Source organism: Blastococcus sp. SYSU DS1024 (assembly GCF_054050795.1).
The window spans coordinates 24,384-40,948 of sequence record NZ_JBJHAA010000012.1 but is presented as its reverse complement, the minus strand read 5'-3'; the positions used below and the strand labels follow the sequence as shown (position 1 = coordinate 40,948).

Genomic DNA, 16,565 nt, shown 5'->3' with positions numbered 1-16,565 from the left:
GGCCGGCCGGCCGCTCAGGTGACGGCGGTCGACCAGTAGCGGGCCATGAGCTCGTGGGACCAGGCCGGCTGCCGCACCTCACCACGCGGTCCGAACTCGGCCATGTACGGCTTGATGTCCAGGACGGGGGTGCCGTCGATCGCGTCGAGGCCGCGCACGTGGAGCACCAGGCCGTCCACATCGAGGAGCCGGCAGACCGTCGCACCGATCCGGTTGGGGCGCCCCTTGCCCCGCTGGGCGAAGATCCCGACCTCGGGCCACTCGGGGTTGCCGCGTGGCCGCCGCGCCCCGGTCTGCACGGCGCCGGGGTCCACGCGGTCGAAGAGGTAGACCACCTCGACGTGGGAGAACTGGTCGAGCCCGGCCAGCGCGTCGGGGGCGAACCGCCCGCCGTCGAGGCTGATCGACGCCGGGACCGCATCCCAGTCGTCGTCGACCGGCTCTGCCCGCGCCGACGTGACCGTGCCGATGGGTTCGACGAGCATGCCGGCATCCTGGCACCGGTCGTCGGCGCGGTTCACGTCCAGGTCACCGCGTGGCGGTCGAACTCCTCGCCGGTCTGGACGCCGACGACGCAGAACACGAGGCCGGCCGGGTCGAGCATCTGCCAGAACGAGCCCATGTCCCGGTGGCGGGTGGCGCCCAGGGCTTCCAGCCGGGCCACCTCGGCCGGGATGTCATCGGTCTCGACGTCGACGTGCCACCGCGGGGGCGTTCCCTCCCCCGTCCGCTGGATCTCCACGTGCCAGCCGTCGGCGAACGATCCCAGCGACGCCCAGTCGGCGTCGTCGGCATCGGGTTGCGCGGTGCGGCCGGTCGCCCCGGCCCAGAAAGCGGTGCCCGCGGCGTGGTGCTCCGGCGGGAGGTCGAGCAGGAGGATGGACAGGCGGCTGCGGTGCGGCATGAGCGGGATGGTGGTGCACCGCACCGACAGGTCGGCGGTGCCCTGCGCGACTTCGGCGATGTTGCCCTCTGCGGCGCGCTGATGCGGGCCAGTGTGCAGATCTTGCCGTCAGAAGGGCGGCCAGGGCAGAGCGGGCCACTCCCCGCTCGGCTCGGGGTGGCGGCCGGTGCGCAGCAGCTCGGCCACCCGCCGCTGCGTGCAGCGCACCTCCGCGCGGGTCAGGTGCTCGTGCAGCTGCTCCCCGAGGTCGCCGCGCAGCCCGTCGGCGAGGCGTTCGAGCACCGCCAGCGCCTCGGCGGTCAACGGCGACCCGGCCCAGCGCCACAGCAGGGTGCGGAGCTTGGGGTCGACGGAGAAGCAGATGCCGTGGTCCACGCCGTGCACGTGGCCGCCGGGCATCGGGATGATGTGCCCGCCCTTGCGGTCGGCGTTGTTCACGACGGCGTCGAACACGGCCATCCGGCGCAGCGCCGGGTCGTCGCGCCGCACGAAGGCGGCCAGGTCGACCTCCTCGTCGCCGTCGACCCACAGCTGCACCATCCCGGGACCGAACGGTCCCTCGCGGAGCACCGTGGGCGGCACGATCCGCCAGCCGGTCGCCTCGGACACGAGGTAGGCGGAGATCTCCCGGCCGGCGAGGGTGCCGTCGGGGAAGTCCCACAGCGGCCGCTCCCCCGCGACCGGCTTGTAGACGCACTCGGCGGCGAGGTCGCCGGACCGGATGGCGCCGACCAGGGTCACGTTGGACGCGTCGAGCATCCGGCCCTCGACGTCGATCACGCCGGTCCGCAGCAGCTGCAGGGCCTCGGCGTCGTCGGCGGGCGGGCGGAGGTCGCTCCGCTCCGCCGGCTGCTCGCTCACCGCGGGCCGCCGCTCAGCGGCGGTAGCCGTTCTGCCGCGGGCACACGTGGCCCACCGGGTCCAGCGGCAGGGAGCACAGCGGGCAGGACGGGCGCCCGGCGGCGACCACCCGGCGGGCGCGGGCGATGAAGGCACGCGCGGCCATGGGGGTGATCGTCACCCGCAGCGCATCGGGCCCCTCCTCGCTGTCGGAGAGGATCACGTCCTCCTCGATCGGCTCCTCGCCGGCGGCCACCGCCTCCACGACGACGGCCTCGGCGGTGCCGTCCCAGGCCAGGCCCATCGCGGCGACGCGGAACTCCTCGTCGACCGGCGCGGTGAGCGGCTCCAGGTCGTCGACGTCGGCCTCGGGCGGGATCACCGTGCCGGCCCGGCCGCTGACCTCGTCGAGCAGGTCGTTCATCCGGTCGGCCAGGACCTGCACCTGCGTCTTCTCCAGCGCGACGCTGACCGTGCGGCCGGTGTCGTCGGTGGCCTGCAGGTAGAACGTCCGGTCCCCGGGCTGACCCACCGTTCCCGCGACGAACCGGCTGGGGCGATCGAAGAGATGGACCTGACGGGGCACGCGCCCAGGTTACGCGGGGGCGCCCGACCCGCCGCCCACCACGGCGTCCGACGAGGCCTTGCGCCGGCGCCCCTTGCGGGGCGGGGGGATCAGCGCGGAGACGTCGCCGCCGGTGTCGTTGATCCGCGCCACGAAGGGCCGGGTGTCGGTGTAGGAGACCACCGAGATCGAGGCCGGGTCGACGACGATCCGCTGGAACTGGTCGAGGTGCAGCCCCAGGGCGTCGGCGAGCACCGCCTTGATCACGTCGCCGTGGCTGCAGGCCAGCCAGACCGCGTCCGGGCCCAGCCGCGCGTTCCACTCGCGGACGGCGGCCACGGCCCGCGCCTGGGTCTGGGCCAGCCCCTCCCCCTCCGACCCCGGGAACACCGCGGCCGACGGGTGCTGCTGCACGACCTTCCAGAGCGGCTCCTTGACCAGCTCCTTCAGCGGGCGGCCGGTCCAGTCGCCGTAGCGCGCCTCCCCCAGCCGGTCCTCGATCGCCGGCTCCAGGTCGCGCCCGGCGGCGACGGCGCCCGCCGTCTGCCGGCACCGCTCCAGGGGGCTGCTGACGACGGCGGCCAGCGGCACCTTCGCCAGCCGCTGCGCCACCGCCTGCGCCTGCGTCTGCCCGGTCTCGTCGAGCTGGACACCGGGGGTCCACCCGGCGAGCACCCCGCCCGTGTTCGCGGTGCTCCGGCCGTGCCGCAGGAGGATGACGGTGGTCACCGGGCGAGCGTAGGCGGTGCTCCGTCCCGCCCCCGGCCCCTCGGGCGGCCCGGCGGCGCCCAGCACGTCGTCGTGGCGGCCGTCGACCACCGCTCGCGCTCGCCGGCAGCAGCACGGCGGCGGCCGGGGACCCGCCGGCCGCCGGCGCACATGACGATCCGGTGACGGCATGACGATCGGGTGACGGCATGACGAGGCGGGTTCGAGGACGCGGGGCACGGGCAGGGGTCACGGGGACCGGATATCCGAGACCAGGAAGCGAGATCGCGATGATGCGTCTGCTCCTCGCCGGACTGGGCGCCAGCACGCTGCTGGTGACCACCGGTGCCCCGACCGCTCCGTCCCCGGCGATCGTCCCGGCCGGGCCCACCGCACCGGGCGCGGTGCAGCCGGCCGAGCCACTGCCCCCGGTGGGGAACCCGGGGACCGACACCGTGGAGACCGGGGACTTCCCGGGCGGCGGCACCCCGGCCTACCTGACCGACGTCCGTGCCGCCGGGCACGAGGACTTCGACCGGTTCGTCCTCGAGTTCGAGGGCGAGGAGGTCCCCAGCTACCGGGTCGGCTACGTCGAGCCACCCATCACCGAGGACGGTTCCGGCCGGCAGGTCGGCGTGGCCGGCTCGGCGTTCCTGGAGGTGCGGGTCAGCCCGGCCAGCGGCGTCGACCTCTCCGGTGACGAGCCCCGGGAGACCTATCCCGGGCGTGACCAGATCACCGCACCCGGCGGTCAGGTGATCGCCGAGGCGGTCAAGACCGGCGACTTCGAGGCGATGCTCACCTGGACGATCGGTCTGGAGGAGCGGGTGCCCTTCGGCGTCACCACCTTCTCCGACCCGGCGCGGCTGGTCGTCGACGTGCTGCACCAGCCCGGCGGGTCCGACGGCCTCGAGCCGGTCGGTCAGGGTGACACCGCCGACGTCGACGTCGAGGCCACCGGATCGTCGGTCACGCTGACCGACGTCCGGCTGGGCGCCCACGACGGCTTCGACCGGATCGTCTTCGAGCTCGCCGGCGACGGCGAGGCCGGCTACGAGATCGGCTACACCGAGGAGCCGCGCAGCGCGGGCTCGGGCCACCCGCTGGAGGTCCCCGGTGAGGCGACGCTGGGGATCACGCTGTCCGGCCTGCTGTACCCGGCCGACGCGCCCGAGGGCGTCGAACCGTGGGACGGTCAGGAGCGGCTGGAGATCGCCGGGACGAGCACGCTGGAGGCCCTGGTCGCCGACACCCTCTACGAGGGGCGGTACGCCTTCTACGCCGGGCTCGACCAGCAGCGCCCGTTCGCCGTCGCCCGCCTGGCCGACCCGCAGCGGATCGTCATCGACGTCCTCGAGCGGCAGCCCGACGGCGTGACGCTGGGCGAGCGCTGCACCAGCCCGGCCGGGTTCGCGGTCGACCACCCGTCGGACTGGTCGGTCAACGCCGGTGAGACCGTGCCGGCCTGCAGCCGGTTCTCCCCGCAGGACTTCGACGTGCCCGACGCCACCGACGTGCGCGTCGCCGCGATCGCCTTCTCGATCGAGCCGGTGGCCTTCGACCGGGTCACGCAGGAGCAGCCCGGGGAGCAGGCCCGCCGTGAGCTGACGGTGGATGACCGCGACGCCGTGCGGATCGAGCGCACCGCCACCGGCGAGGGGTTCTGGCCCGAGGGCACGCCGGCGACCCGGTACGCGGTCGAACTGGCCGACGGTGAGGACGGCCCGCGCACCCTCGTCGCGGACACCATCGGCCTGCCCCGGTTCGACTACCAGCGCAACGTCGAGGTGCTCGACGCGATGATCGGGACGCTGGACCTCGACGCCGGCACGGAGGACTGAGCCGCACGTCTCCCGTGGCGACCCGGAGCCCGACCGGCTCCGGGTCGCCGCCGGCCCGTTCCCGAGCGTGTCGGCGGGCGGCGGACCTCAGCGCGGGATCGGCGTGGGCGTGACGTCGACGGGGGTGGTGGGGTCCAGGACGCCGGCGAACACCAGGCCCAGGATGAGCAGCCCCAGCACGATGCGGTAGACGACGAAGGGCACGTAGCTGCCCCGGTCCAGGTAGCGCAGCAGCCACGCGATGACGGCCAGACCCACGACGAACGCCAGGACGGTGGCCAGGATGGTCGGCCCCCAGGCGATCGGCGGGCCGGCGACGTCCCCGGTGAGCACCTCGTAGACCTGGAAGAACCCGGCGCCCAGCACCGCCGGGACGGCCAGCAGGAACGAGTACCGGGCCGCGGCCGACCGGGTGTACCCGAGGAAGAGGCCGGCGGTGATCGTGCCGCCGGAGCGGGAGACGCCGGGGATCAGCGCCATCGCCTGGGCGAAGCCGAAGGTGATGCCGTGCCCGACCGTCAAGCGGTCGAGCTCGCGCCGCTTGGCCCCGATCCGGTCGGCCCAGAACAGCACGAGCGAGAAGAGGATCAGCGCGGTCGCCGTGATGCGCAGGTCGCGGAAGGTCGTCTCGATGGAGTCCTGGAACAGCAGGCCCAGGACGACGATCGGCAGGGTGCCGACGATGATCAGCCAGCCCATGCGGGCATCGGGGTCGCCCTTCCGCCGCCCGCCGAGCGAGGCCACCCAGGCGGTGATGATCCGCCAGATGTCGTGCCGGAAGTAGAGGAGCACCGCGGCCTCGGTGCCGATCTGGGTGATCGCGGTGAACGCCGCGCCGGGGTCCTCCCAGCCGAAGGCCTCCCCCACGACCCGCAGGTGGGCGCTCGAGGAGATCGGGAGGAACTCGGTGAGGCCCTGCACGAGGCCCAGGACGACGGCTTCGATCCAGCCCATCTCAGCGCCCTCCGCGGGGAAGGCTGGCGGCCGGACGGGGAACGGGTCGGTCGGGCACGAACGCTGACCTTAGGTGGCGGCCGCTCCGGCTCCGGCACGCCGCCCCGGAGCCGCCGGTGCTCCCGGGTGCCGGCCGGGTGGCGGCGGTAGGTTGGCCGGTCGTGGAGCAACGGGCGTTGGGGCGCAGCGGTCTGATCGTGTCCCGGCTCGCGCTGGGCACGATGACCTGGGGCGGCGACACCGACGAGGACGAGGCCGCCATGCAGCTGACGGCCTTCGTCGACGCGGGCGGCACGCTGGTCGACACGGCCGACGTCTACTGCGACGGCGAGAGCGAGCGCACCCTCGGCCACCTGCTGGCCGACGTCGTCCCGCGCTCGCAGGTGCTGGTCGCCACCAAGGCAGTCGGGCGCACGGGGCCCGGTCCCATGGGCCGGGGAGCTTCCCGGGGGCACCTCATCTCGGCGCTGGACGCGTCGCTGGAGCGGCTGGGCCTGGACTACGTCGACCTCTGGCAGCTGCACGCCTGGGACGAGACGACGCCGCTGGAGGAGACGCTGGCCGCCTGCGACCTCGCCGTCTCCTCGGGGCGAGCGCGCTACGTCGGGGTGAGCAACTTCACCGGCTGGCAGACCGCCCAGGCCGCGACCTGGCAGAAGGCCTGGCCGGGTCGCACGCCGCTGGTGAGCACCCAGGTCGAGTACTCGCTGCTGCAGCGCGGCGTGGAGCGGGAGGTCGTGCCGGCCGCCGAGGCGCTGGGCCTCGGCGTGCTCGCCTGGTCGCCGCTCGGCCGGGGCCTGCTGACCGGCAAGTACCGCCACAGCACGCCGTCGGAGAGCCGTGGGGCATCGGCCCAGTGGCAGGGCTTCATCGACAACCTCCGGTCGGCCGCGGCCGACCGCATCGTCGAGGCGGTGATCACCGCGGCCCAGGGCCTGGGCACCACGCCGCTGGCCGTGGCGCTGGCCTGGGTGCGGGACCGCCCCGGCGTCGTCGCCCCGGTGGTCGGCGCGCGCACCGCCCAGCAGCTGCAGGCGTCCCTGGACTCCGACGGCGTGCGGCTGCCCGCCGCGATCCGCACCGCGCTGGAGGACGTCTCCGCCCCGCACTTCAGCTATCCCGATCGCCGGTCGGACCGGTGAGCGCCGACCCCACGACCCCGGGCCCGGACCTGGTCTTCGCCGCCTTCTGCACGGCCGGACTGTGGCCGGGCCTCGGCAAGCGCGCCGCGGCCGAGCTGCCGGCCGCCAGCATCACCACCCCGGACGACGTCACCGCCGACCGGTTGCTGAAGCTGCCGCGGGTGGGCCGGCAGCGCGCCGAGCGGCTGTTCTCCAGTTTCCTGGCCGCCGCCCCCACCTACGAGGTGGTCGAGCTGCTCGTGCGCGCCGGGCTGCCGGCCAAGCTGGCCGCCGGGGTCGCCGACGCGCTGGGCCCGGACGCCGCCCGCCGGCTGCGGGACGACCCGTGGGCCCTGCTGGGGCTCTCCGGGGTCACGCTGACCGACGCCGACCGGCTCGCGATCTCCCTCCTCAAGGGCGCCGACCGGCAGGACTCCCGGCGCGGCCGCGCCATCGTGGGGCTCACGCTGCGCACGGCGACCCGCGACGGGCACACCGTGCTGCCCGTCGACCTGGTCGTCGCCGCGCTGCAGGCCGAGGGCATCGCCGACCCGGCGGCCGCGATCGTCGCCGCCGTCGAGTCCGGAGACGTGCTCGACCACGAACCCCCCGAGCCGGAGCTCGACGAGGACCGGGCGGGTGGGGATGACGACGCAGAGGACGCCGAACCCGATCCCGCGCTGCGGATGCTGTCGCTGGCCCGCTACGGCATGGCCGAGGAGGCGGTGGCCGAGAACGTGGCCCGGCTCGCCGCCGCCGCCGAGCGGATCGCCGACCCCGCCTCGGTGCGCTCGGTGGCCAAGGGCCTGGACGAGGCGCAGAAGAAGGCGGTGGCCCAGGTGCTCTCGGCCGGGGTCAGCCTGCTCACGGGTGGCCCGGGCACCGGGAAGAGCCGTACGGTCGCCGCGGTCGTGCAGCTGCTGCGGACCAAGGGCACCGACGTCGCCCTCGCGGCGCCCACCGGCCGGGCGGCCAAGCGCCTGGAGGAGCTCACCGACCACCCGGCGGTGACCGTGCACCGGCTGCTCGGCGCGCAGGGCGCCTCCGGTGGGTTCTCCCGCAACGAGGAGTGGCCGCTGGACGCCGACGTCGTCGTGGTCGACGAGGCCTCCATGCTCGACGTCGAGCTGACCGCCGCGCTGCTGGAGGCCTGCCCCGACGGCACCCACCTGCTGCTGGTGGGCGACCCGGCGCAGCTGCCCTCGATCGGCCCCGGGCACGTGCTGGGCGACCTCATCGATTCCGGCGCCGTCCCGGTGACGGAGCTGACCACCCTCTACCGGCAGGCCGAGGGCGGGGCGATCGCGCGGCTGGCGTCGGCCGTGCGGGAGGGGCAGCTGCCGCCGGTCGACTCCCCCGACCGCGAGGTCGTCGTGGTCCCGGCCACCGGCAGCGGCGAGGCCGCCCGCCGCGTGGTGCAGCTGGTCACCGACTCCATCCCGCGTGCGCTGGGCATCGACCCCGGCGGGGTGCAGGTCGTCACCCCGGTGCACCGCGGGCCGTCCGGGACCATCGAGCTGAACAAGGCGCTCAAGGCGCAGCTGAACCCGGGTGAGGGCACGGTGTTCGGCTTCGACGTCGGCGACCGCGTGGTGGCCACCGCGAACCACCTGGACCTGGAGCCCACCGGCTTCGCCAACGGCGAGGTCGGCGTCGTCACCGGCACCGGGGACGGGTCCCTGACGGTGGACTTCAGCTCCGGCCCGGTCACGGTCACCGGCAACGCGCTGCCCGACCTGCGCCACGGCTGGGCGATCACCGTGCACCGCGCACAGGGGTCGGAGTGGCCCGGCGTCGTCGTGGTGCTCCCGCCCGAGGCCGGCGGGATGCTGTCCCGCCCGCTGGTCTACACCGCGCTGACCCGCGCGCAGAAGCACCTGTCGATCGTGCACGCCAGCGGGGCCGCCCTGGCCCGGGCGGTGCGCGACGTCGACGTGCGGCCGCGGCGGACCCGGCTGGCCGAGCTGCTGCGCGAGATCGCCGGCTAGCTGCGCGGTACCGCCCGGGCCGCGCAGAGCAGCTGCCCCACGGCGGCGCCGAGCTGGCCGGCGCAGGTGAGCGGGCGGGTGAACGGCACCCGCACGTCGGTGTGGCCGAATGGCCGCTCGACGCGCAGCCGGAAGCCGAAGCGGTCCAGCCCCAGCGGGCGGACGACGCCGGCCGGGCCCACCACGTCGGCCGGGATGCGGCCGGCCATGAGCGCGAGGACGTCGGCGTGCGCTCCGGCGAGGTGGCGCAGGTGGTCGGCCTCGATGGCCGCCAGCGGGTCGGGGCGGGCCGCCGCGAACTCCTGCGGGCTGACGTCGACGCCGTCGCCGCCCTCCCCCAGTACCACCTCGGCGAGGTCGAGGCGCAGCAGCCGCGCGGTGCGGCCGACGTCGAGGAGGACCTCGGTGGGCCGGGTCTCGGCGAAGGCGAGGACGGCGGCCCGCTGGTCCTCGGGCCGAACCGGCGTGGCCCAGCCGGAGAGCCACAGCTGCGCCCGGACCGGCCGGCGCAGCGGCACGGGTGCGTGGTCGCTGACCATCAGCAGGGCCGAGAGGTCCTGGTCGGGCGCCCGGTGGACGGCCTCGGCGATGTCGCCGTCGGCGGGGACGACCAGCAGCACCTGCCCGGCGTGGGTGACGGTGTGGGCGAGCAGCCGGCCGCCCTCGACGCCGGGTGCGCAGACGGTCGCGGCGGAACGGGTGGCGACGGTGCGGGCGCGCTCGGCCGGCGCGGGCCGCAGCCCGTCGGCCTCCGGACGGCGCTCGGGCGCGGGGTGGGTCGGGCTGCTCGGCATGGCCCCTCCTCGATCAGTTAGGGCAGCCTAACCAAAGAGCCGGCCGGGCGGGAAGTGGTGCGCTCGGCGACCGGCCGGGTTCAGGACGGGCGGCGCGCCGGCTCGGCGGGAATGGGACCGGTGTTCAGCTCGACCGCCCGGCGCAGGTGCCCGGGTCGCCGCACCCGGACGGCGACGAGCAGCCGGACCTGACGAGGCTGGAGACCAGCGCGGCGGTCATCCCCGGGACGGTGCCGCCCGGCCGGGAACGCGGTTCCGCCGCTGGGCGGCCATCCGGCAGGCCAGCAGCCCGGCCCCGAGTGCGAGCGGCCCCCACAGTGCGGCCGAGGCCCCGTCAGCGCGCGCCAGGACCATCAGGAACACGCCGGCCGCGGCGCCCAGCAGGACACCGCGCAGGACGCGCAGGGTCACCGATCCGCTCTGCGGTGCCGTGCCCCGCACGGTCGAGAGCGGGACGCCGGCGGCTCGCGCCCACCGCTCGGCGGCCGCCTGCACCTGGGCGTCGGAGACGGCCGGACCGTCCGCGTCGCCGGTCATCCGCCCACCTCCCGTGATCCACCGCCCACCCTCACCGGTCCGCCCGACCGGGGCGGGTCGGAGCGGGTGATTCACCCGACCGGCGGACCGTGCGAGGGATCAGGTCCGGGGGTCGTCCTCGTCGACGGGCACGTCGGCGTCCTGCTCCAGCACGTCGGCATCGTCGGCCTCGCGGTACCCGATCGGGCCGCGGGGGGCGCCGGCCTCGCCCGGGCGGGCGGCCAGCTGCTGCTCCAGCGCATCGGCCTCCGGCACGTCGCCGGAGGGCGGCGTCGCCTCCCCCGCGCGCGACGGGGCGGGCGGGTCGAGGAGCGCCTCCTGCTCCGCGCGGTCGGCGTCGGGCACGTCGCTCGAGAAACCGGGCTCGGTCACGTCGTCCTCCCTGAGAAGCGGGTGCGGTCTGCGCCCCATCGTGCCGTCCGACCGGCGAACCGGCAGGACGGGGCGGGGTGAGGGAGGCGAACAACACGTGCCGTCGAGGCGAACGGCGGGCACAATCGGGCCGATGGACACCGCCGGGGACTACGAGTTCGCGCCGCTGCGGATCCCGCCGGGCACCTCCCGGTCCGCGGCGGCGACGATGCTCAGCCTGCAGTCGGACGTCGGCGGCTGGGAGCTGGCCCGCTTGCAGCTGCACGCCGACGGCACCCGCAAGGTCATCCTGCGCCGCCGGGCCCGCCTCTCCTACCTGCCGAAGCCGGTCATCTAGGGCGAGCCCGGAGCCGTGTGCGCCGGCGCCCGGTTCTGCGCGTCGGAACCGGGCGCCGGCGCACGCGCCGGGGCTGCCTACGGGACGAGCACGACCTTGCCGACGGTGTCGCGGGAGGCGAGCTTCAGCAGCGCCTGAGGCGCCTGGTCCAGCGGCAGGATTTCGCCGACCAGCGGGTCGACCTTCCCGTCCTGGACCAGCCGGACCAGCTGCTCGTGCGTCTCGGTGAAGACGGAGGGGTCGTGCTTGCGGTACAGGCCCCAGTGCAGCCCCACGACGCTGTAGTTCTTGACCAGCAGGTGGTTGGCCGGGGCCTCGGGGATGCGACCGCTGGTGAAGCCGACGACGACCAGGCGCCCCTCGAAGGCGATGCACTTGCGGGACTTGTCGAACACGTCGCCGCCGACCGGGTCGTAGACGACGTCGGCGCCGCGACCGCCGGTCACGTCCTTGACGATGGAGACGAAGTCCTCGCTGGTGTAGTCGATGACGTGGTCGGCGCCCAACTGCTTGCACACCTCGGTCTTGCGCGCCCCGCCCGCGGTGGCGATGACCGTGGCCCCGGCGGCCTTGCCCAGCTGGATCGCCGCCGTGCCGACGCCGCCGGCACCGGCGTGGACCAGCAGCGTCTCCCCCGCCTGCAGGTGCGCGCGGCGGTGCAGGCCGACGTAGCCGGTCTGGTAGGTCAGGTAGAGCGAGGCGGCCTTCTCGTCGGTCATGCCGTCGGGCACCGGGAAGGCGGCCGCGGCGTCCATGAGCGCGTACTCGGCGAACGCGCCCGGCCCGCCGGACGGCGAGCCGATCACCCGCTGGCCGGTCTCGACGATCTCCCCGCACAGCTCGACGCCCGGGGTGTAGGGCAGCGGCGGCTTCTCCTGGTACATGCCCATCGCCATGAGCACGTCGGGGAAGTTCAGGGCCGCCGCCCGCACCTTGACCAGCACCTGGCCCTCGCCCGGTGTGGGCTGGTCGACCTCGTCGAGGCTCATGACCTTCGAGGGATCACCGAGTTCGTGTACCCGCCATGCACGCATGGGCCCGACCTTGCCAGACCACCGGTGACCGCCGTCACGTGACCCCCGCCCTCCGGCTAGCCGTGCTGCGGCCGGCGTGCCAGGGTGCGCAACGGTGGCCGCCCTCCCCCGCGGCGGCCCAGGAGGGGATTCGATGATCGAGCAGTTCACCGACCGGTTGCGCTTCCTCGGCGCTTTCCTCGCCAACCCGCGGCAGGTGGGGGCGGTGCTGCCCACCTCGCGTGCGGCGGTGCGCGACATGCTGGACATGGCCGACGTGCCGGGCGCCGAGCTGGTGGTCGAGCTGGGCGCCGGCACCGGGGCGCAGACCCAGGAGATCCTGGCCCGGCTGCGCCCCGGCGCGCGGCTGATCACCTTCGAGATCGACCCGCGCCTGGCGAAGCTGCTGGACGAGCGGTTCGACGACCCCCGCGTGCAGGTGGTCTGCGACTCCGCGGAGAACCTCGAGGCCCACCTCGGTGACGCGCGCGCCGATGTCGTCGTCTCCGCGCTGCCCTACACCTCGCTGGAGCCGGGCCTGCGGCGGCGGATCCTCGACGTGGTCCCCCGGGCGATGGCGCCGGGCGGCACCACCGTGGTCATCCAGTACTCGCCGCTGCTGCTGCCCGAGCTCCGCAAGCGGTTCACGACGGTGCGGTGGCGGATCACGCCGTGGAACGTGCCGCCGGCGTTCCTGTACTCCTGCCGGCAGGACTGAGCCTCAGCGCATCGACGGCGGGCGCAGCGCCTCGGGCACGACGGCGGTCTCGCCCGTCGTCGTCCTGGCGCTGGGCACGCCCTTGAACTTGTAGGGCACCGTGCCCACGCCGGGCTGGATCACGTAGGCCGCACCGGGCTCGGCCGACCCCCACGCCATGATCATCGCGTCGGCGACCTCCTCGGCCGTGAGCACCGGGAAGCCGGCAGCGGTGAACTGGTCGCGGATGCGGTCGATGATCGCGGTGTCGGCGAAGCCGGGGCAGATCGCCGAGATCGTCGTCCCCTCGGCGGCCAGCCGCGGCGCCATGGAGCGGACGAAGGCGATGGCGCCGCCCTTGGCGACGCTGTAGCCGGGGTCGGTGGCCATGGGCGAGAGGCCGGCCAGCGACGCGGTGACCACCATGGCGCCGCCCCCGGCGCGCTTGATCGCCGGGCGGGCCGCCGCCACGCCGTAGACCACGCCGAAGAGGTCGATGTCGACGACGCGCATGAACTCGTCGAGGTCGAGGGCGTCGTCGCTCTTGGCCGCGGAGATGCCGGCGTTCAGGTAGGCGGCGTCCAGGCGCCCGTGGTCGGCCTCGATCTTGGCGACGAGGGCCTCGTTGGCCGCGCGATCGGTGACGTCGAGGACGGCGAACTCGCAGCCGAGGTCGGCGGCGACCTGCCGGTTGCGCTCGCTGTCGAGGTCGGCGAGGACGACGGTGACGTCGCGCTCGCGGAGCTTCATACCGAGGGCGCGGCCGAAGCCGCCGGTCCCTCCGGTGATCAGGGCGACAGAACCGGGGCGGGGTGTGGGAGAGGTCACCCCCGCATCACATCACGCGTTGCGCAGGAACCGGTCGAGCACCCGGACGCCGAACCGCAGCGACTCCACCGGCACCCGCTCGTCGATGCCGTGGAACAGCGAGGCGAAGTCCAGGTCGGCGGGCAGCCGCAGCGGTGAGAAGCCGAAGCAGCGCATGCCCAGCCGCTGGAAGCTCTTGGCGTCGGTGCCGCCGCTCATGGTGAACGGCACCGGGCGGGCGGCGTCGTCCTCGGCCTTGAGTGCGGCGACCATCTGGTCGACCAGCGGGCCGTCGAACGTCGTCTCCACGGCCTGGTCGTGCACCAGCCACTCGCGCTGCACCCCCTCACCGATCAGCGAGGCGAGCTGGCGCTCGAACTCCTCCTCCTGCCCGTAGAGGAAGCGGCCGTCGACGGTGGCGCTGGCCGTGCCGGGGATGACGTTGGCCTTGTAGCCGGCGTCGAGCATCGTCGGGTTGGCGGTGTTGCGCAGCGCCGCACCGATCATCCGGCTGATGCTGCCGAGACGGGCCAGCGCGAGCTCGGGCTCGGCCGCGTCGATCTCGATGCCGTAGGCGTCCTCGACCGCGGCGAGGAACTCCCGCATCGGCGGGGTGAGGGTGAGCGGGAAGCGGTGGCTGCCGATGCGGGCGACGGCCTCGCAGAGCCGGGTGACGGCGTTGTCGTCGTGCACGAAGGAGCCGTGCCCGGGCTTGCCGGCCGCGGTCAGCCGCATCCACGCCAGGCCCTTCTCCGCGGTCTGCACCAGGTAGAGGCGCAGGTCGTCGCGGACGGTGATGCTGAAGCCGCCCACCTCGCTGATCGCCTCGGTGCAGCCCTCGAACAGGTCGGGGTGCTCGTCGACGAGGAAGTGCGCGCCGAGCTTCCCGCCGGCCTCCTCGTCGGCGACGTAGGCCAGCACGATGTCGCGCGGCGGCTGCACACCGGTGCGGGCCCAGTCCCGCACGAGCGCCAGCACCATGGCGTCCATGTCCTTCATGTCCACCGCGCCGCGGCCCCAGATGTAGCCGTCCCGCTCCTCGCCGGAGAACGGGTGGACGCTCCACTCCGCCGGGTCGGCCGGGACGACGTCGAGGTGGCCGTGCACCAGCAGGGCCGGCCGGCTGCGGTCGGCGCCCGGGATGCGGGCGACCAGGCTGGCCCGGCCGCGCTCGGACTCGTGGATGACGCTGCCGATCCCGACCTCGTCGAGCTTGCCGGCGACCCACTCGGCGGCGGTCCGCTCCCCCGCGCTGGTCGACGTGCTGCCGGTGTTGGTGGTGTCGATCCGGATAAGGTCGCTGAGCAGCTCGGCCACCTCGGCCTGGGCGCCGGCCAGCGGGGCGGGGGTGTCGGCCATGACCGCGATCGTGCCACCTGGACGGTGCTCACCCCGGCGAGTGATACGGTACTCCACCGTCCGAATCCCCCGGCCGATGGACCGGCCGTGAGGACGATGCGCCCTTTCGGCGCCCGTGAACCCCGAGCCGCCGCCGCCAACGCCTCGGTCCTGCTGGTGGTCAGCGCGGCGGTCCTGTTCGTCCTGCCGCTGTTCTACGAGTCGGACGGCGGCGCCCCGGCGCAAATCGTGCACTGGATGGGCCTGGCCGCGCTGCTGGGCGCCGCGGCGCTCTGCCGCACGCTCCCGCCGGAGCGCATCGACCAGGCGAACGGCTTCCTGGCGCTCGGCCTGGCCGGCGTGGCGCTCACCGGCTCGCTCAACCTGCTCACGTCGGACACGTCGGCCGGCGCGCAGGCGTTCTACGCCTTTCCGGTGCTCTGGACGGCCGTCCACCTGCGAGCACCGGCGGTGGTGCTGGTGACCGCGAGCGCGCTGGCCGCCGACCTGCTCACCCTGCTGGTGCTCCTGCCGCCCGCTGCCGCGCTGGCCGACTTCTTCTTCTTCGGCGCCCTGCTGGTCGCCATGGCCACCCTCCTCGTGCGGGCGAACCGCACGCAGGAGGTGCTCGTCGATGCGCTGCAGCGCCAGCTCACCGTCGACTCCCTGACCGGGCTGGCGACCCGGCGCGCCTTCGACGAGGCGCTCGAGCGGTCGCTCAGCCGGTCGGTGCCCCGGGGCACGGCCCTGGTGCTGATCGACGTCGACTCGTTCAAGGCGATCAACGACAACCACGGCCACCCGGTCGGCGACGACGTCCTGGTGCACCTCGCCGCCGTGCTGCGCGGTCGCATCCGCATCCACGATGCGGTGCTCTCCCGCCTCGGCGGGGACGAGCTGGCCGTCCTGCTGCCCGGTTGTGATCGGGCCGTTGCGGCCCGGCGCGCCGAGGAGCTGCTGCAGGCGGTCCGGTCGGAGCCGCTGGTGCTCACCGACGGCACGGAGCTGCCGCTGTCGATCAGCCTCGGGGTGGCCCACGTGCCGCAGCACTCCCGGGATCGGCGGGGGCTCTACACCTCGGCCGATGCCGCCCTCTACGACGCCAAGCGGGCCGGGCGTGGTCGGGTCGCCCTGGCGCCGGTGGGGACCGCCACGGCGGGCATGGGGGGTGCGTGATCCGGTCCCGGTGGTCGGGTAGTCTTCTCCACGCACTCGTCCGGGTGGCGGAATGGCAGACGCGCTAGCTTGAGGTGCTAGTGCCCTTTATCGGGCGTGGGGGTTCAAGTCCCCCCTCGGACACCACTAAGTGGTCGGCTGCCACTTAGCTCATGGTCGCCTTCAAGGACGACGAGCCGACCTCCATGTCTGGCATGGAGGCCGCCTTCGGCGACGCCGACGTCCTGGTCGACCCCGTCCTGCGGCACCACCTGTTCACGATGCTCAGCGAGGGCCTTCGACTGGGCGCCGCGGGCGGCGGCTGGGACAACGTCGCCTGGCTCGGGCCCTGGGACGTCGACCTGTCCGCCGTGCGCTGCCCGGTCCACCTCTGGTACGGGAAACAGGACTCGACGATCTTCGTCGTCCACGGCCGGTGGCTGGCCGCACATCTGGCCGATGCCCGCCTCGTCGTCTACCCCGGGGAAGGACACCCGAGCTCGATGCGGCACCTCACCGAGATGCTGACAACGCTGACCCGGTAGCCGCCGTCGGGGCTCGTACGCCTAGTCGAGCAGCGCCACGTACTTTCCC

Annotated in this window: 19 protein-coding genes and 1 tRNA gene; 8 read left to right on the top strand and 12 right to left on the bottom strand. The window is 74.4% G+C overall.

The window, feature by feature from the left end; translation table 11 throughout:
* Positions 1–14: 14 nt before the first annotated feature.
* From ACI79S_RS12515 to ACI79S_RS12495, 5 genes are all read right to left on the bottom strand, one after another.
* Positions 15–485, bottom strand: coding sequence for an SAM-dependent methyltransferase (locus ACI79S_RS12515; protein ID WP_456593761.1), 471 nt, complete (start codon positions 483–485; stop codon positions 15–17).
* A gap of 32 nt (positions 486–517) precedes the next feature.
* Positions 518–904, bottom strand: coding sequence for a VOC family protein (locus ACI79S_RS12510; protein ID WP_456593760.1), 387 nt, complete (start codon positions 902–904; stop codon positions 518–520).
* 108 nt (positions 905–1,012) lie between these two features.
* Positions 1,013–1,765, bottom strand: coding sequence for an SCO1664 family protein (locus ACI79S_RS12505; RefSeq protein WP_456593759.1), 753 nt, complete (start codon positions 1,763–1,765; stop codon positions 1,013–1,015).
* Positions 1,766–1,778: 13 nt separating this feature from the next.
* Positions 1,779–2,330, bottom strand: a complete 552-nt coding sequence (locus ACI79S_RS12500; RefSeq protein WP_456593758.1) for a DUF3090 family protein — start codon at positions 2,328–2,330, stop codon at positions 1,779–1,781.
* 9 nt (positions 2,331–2,339) lie between these two features.
* Complete coding sequence (locus ACI79S_RS12495) at positions 2,340–3,038, bottom strand: histidine phosphatase family protein (RefSeq protein ID WP_456593757.1); 699 nt, start codon at positions 3,036–3,038, stop codon at positions 2,340–2,342.
* Positions 3,039–3,307: 269 nt separating this feature from the next.
* On the opposite strand from ACI79S_RS12495, the gene ACI79S_RS12490 reads away from it, so the two are divergent.
* Positions 3,308–4,858: an AMIN-like domain-containing (lipo)protein gene (locus tag ACI79S_RS12490; protein ID WP_456593756.1), complete on the top strand. Its 1,551-nt coding sequence runs from the start codon at positions 3,308–3,310 to the stop codon at positions 4,856–4,858.
* An 87-nt stretch (positions 4,859–4,945) separates the two neighbouring features.
* On the opposite strand, the gene ACI79S_RS12485 is transcribed toward ACI79S_RS12490, so the two are convergent.
* Positions 4,946–5,812 (bottom strand): undecaprenyl-diphosphate phosphatase, encoded by an 867-nt coding sequence (locus ACI79S_RS12485; protein WP_456593755.1) that lies wholly within the window; start codon positions 5,810–5,812, stop codon positions 4,946–4,948.
* A gap of 161 nt (positions 5,813–5,973) precedes the next feature.
* Between ACI79S_RS12485 and ACI79S_RS12480 the strand changes: the two genes are divergently transcribed.
* Entirely contained in the window at positions 5,974–6,954 is a 981-nt protein-coding gene (locus ACI79S_RS12480; protein ID WP_456587886.1) for an aldo/keto reductase, read from the top strand.
* Positions 6,951–8,921, top strand: a complete 1,971-nt coding sequence (locus ACI79S_RS12475) for an AAA family ATPase (protein WP_456593754.1) — start codon at positions 6,951–6,953, stop codon at positions 8,919–8,921. Before ACI79S_RS12480 ends, ACI79S_RS12475 begins: the two co-directional genes overlap by 4 nt.
* On the opposite strand, the gene ACI79S_RS12470 is transcribed toward ACI79S_RS12475, so the two are convergent.
* The 3 genes from ACI79S_RS12470 to ACI79S_RS12460 form a co-directional block, all read right to left on the bottom strand.
* On the bottom strand, positions 8,918–9,715 hold the full coding sequence (locus ACI79S_RS12470; protein WP_456593753.1) for a DUF2470 domain-containing protein: 798 nt from the start codon (positions 9,713–9,715) through the stop codon (positions 8,918–8,920). The genes ACI79S_RS12475 and ACI79S_RS12470 overlap by 4 nt on opposite strands.
* A gap of 216 nt (positions 9,716–9,931) precedes the next feature.
* Positions 9,932–10,252 carry a hypothetical protein gene (locus tag ACI79S_RS12465; RefSeq protein ID WP_456593752.1) on the bottom strand — a complete coding sequence of 107 codons (321 nt, stop codon included), beginning with the start codon at positions 10,250–10,252 and terminating at the stop codon, positions 9,932–9,934.
* Positions 10,253–10,351: 99 nt separating this feature from the next.
* The gene (locus ACI79S_RS12460; protein WP_456593751.1) at positions 10,352–10,624 is read right to left on the bottom strand and encodes a hypothetical protein; all 273 of its coding nucleotides are present in this window, start codon (positions 10,622–10,624) and stop codon (positions 10,352–10,354) included.
* Positions 10,625–10,757: 133 nt separating this feature from the next.
* Between ACI79S_RS12460 and ACI79S_RS12455 the strand changes: the two genes are divergently transcribed.
* Positions 10,758–10,961 carry a DUF5703 family protein gene (locus tag ACI79S_RS12455; protein WP_014376466.1) on the top strand — a complete coding sequence of 68 codons (204 nt, stop codon included), beginning with the start codon at positions 10,758–10,760 and terminating at the stop codon, positions 10,959–10,961.
* Positions 10,962–11,038: 77 nt separating this feature from the next.
* On the opposite strand, the gene ACI79S_RS12450 is transcribed toward ACI79S_RS12455, so the two are convergent.
* On the bottom strand, positions 11,039–11,950 hold the full coding sequence (locus tag ACI79S_RS12450) for an NADPH:quinone oxidoreductase family protein (protein ID WP_456593750.1): 912 nt from the start codon (positions 11,948–11,950) through the stop codon (positions 11,039–11,041).
* 178 nt (positions 11,951–12,128) lie between these two features.
* Between ACI79S_RS12450 and ACI79S_RS12445 the strand changes: the two genes are divergently transcribed.
* Complete coding sequence (locus ACI79S_RS12445) at positions 12,129–12,692, top strand: class I SAM-dependent methyltransferase (protein ID WP_456593749.1); 564 nt, start codon at positions 12,129–12,131, stop codon at positions 12,690–12,692.
* 3 nt (positions 12,693–12,695) lie between these two features.
* On the opposite strand, the gene ACI79S_RS12440 is transcribed toward ACI79S_RS12445, so the two are convergent.
* Both ACI79S_RS12440 and ACI79S_RS12435 read right to left on the bottom strand, forming a co-directional pair.
* Positions 12,696–13,499 (bottom strand): SDR family oxidoreductase, encoded by an 804-nt coding sequence (locus ACI79S_RS12440; protein WP_456593748.1) that lies wholly within the window; start codon positions 13,497–13,499, stop codon positions 12,696–12,698.
* A gap of 12 nt (positions 13,500–13,511) precedes the next feature.
* Positions 13,512–14,837, bottom strand: coding sequence for a M20/M25/M40 family metallo-hydrolase (locus ACI79S_RS12435; protein ID WP_456593747.1), 1,326 nt, complete (start codon positions 14,835–14,837; stop codon positions 13,512–13,514).
* Between the two features lie 96 nt (positions 14,838–14,933).
* On the opposite strand from ACI79S_RS12435, the gene ACI79S_RS12430 reads away from it, so the two are divergent.
* From ACI79S_RS12430 to ACI79S_RS12420, 3 genes are all read left to right on the top strand, one after another.
* Positions 14,934–15,992, top strand: coding sequence for a diguanylate cyclase (locus ACI79S_RS12430; RefSeq protein ID WP_456593859.1), 1,059 nt, complete (start codon positions 14,934–14,936; stop codon positions 15,990–15,992).
* 38 nt (positions 15,993–16,030) lie between these two features.
* A tRNA-Leu gene (locus ACI79S_RS12425) sits at positions 16,031–16,118 on the top strand.
* Between the two features lie 26 nt (positions 16,119–16,144).
* Positions 16,145–16,516 (top strand): alpha/beta fold hydrolase, encoded by a 372-nt coding sequence (locus tag ACI79S_RS12420; protein WP_456593746.1) that lies wholly within the window; start codon positions 16,145–16,147, stop codon positions 16,514–16,516.
* The last annotated feature ends 49 nt before the right edge of the window (positions 16,517–16,565 follow it).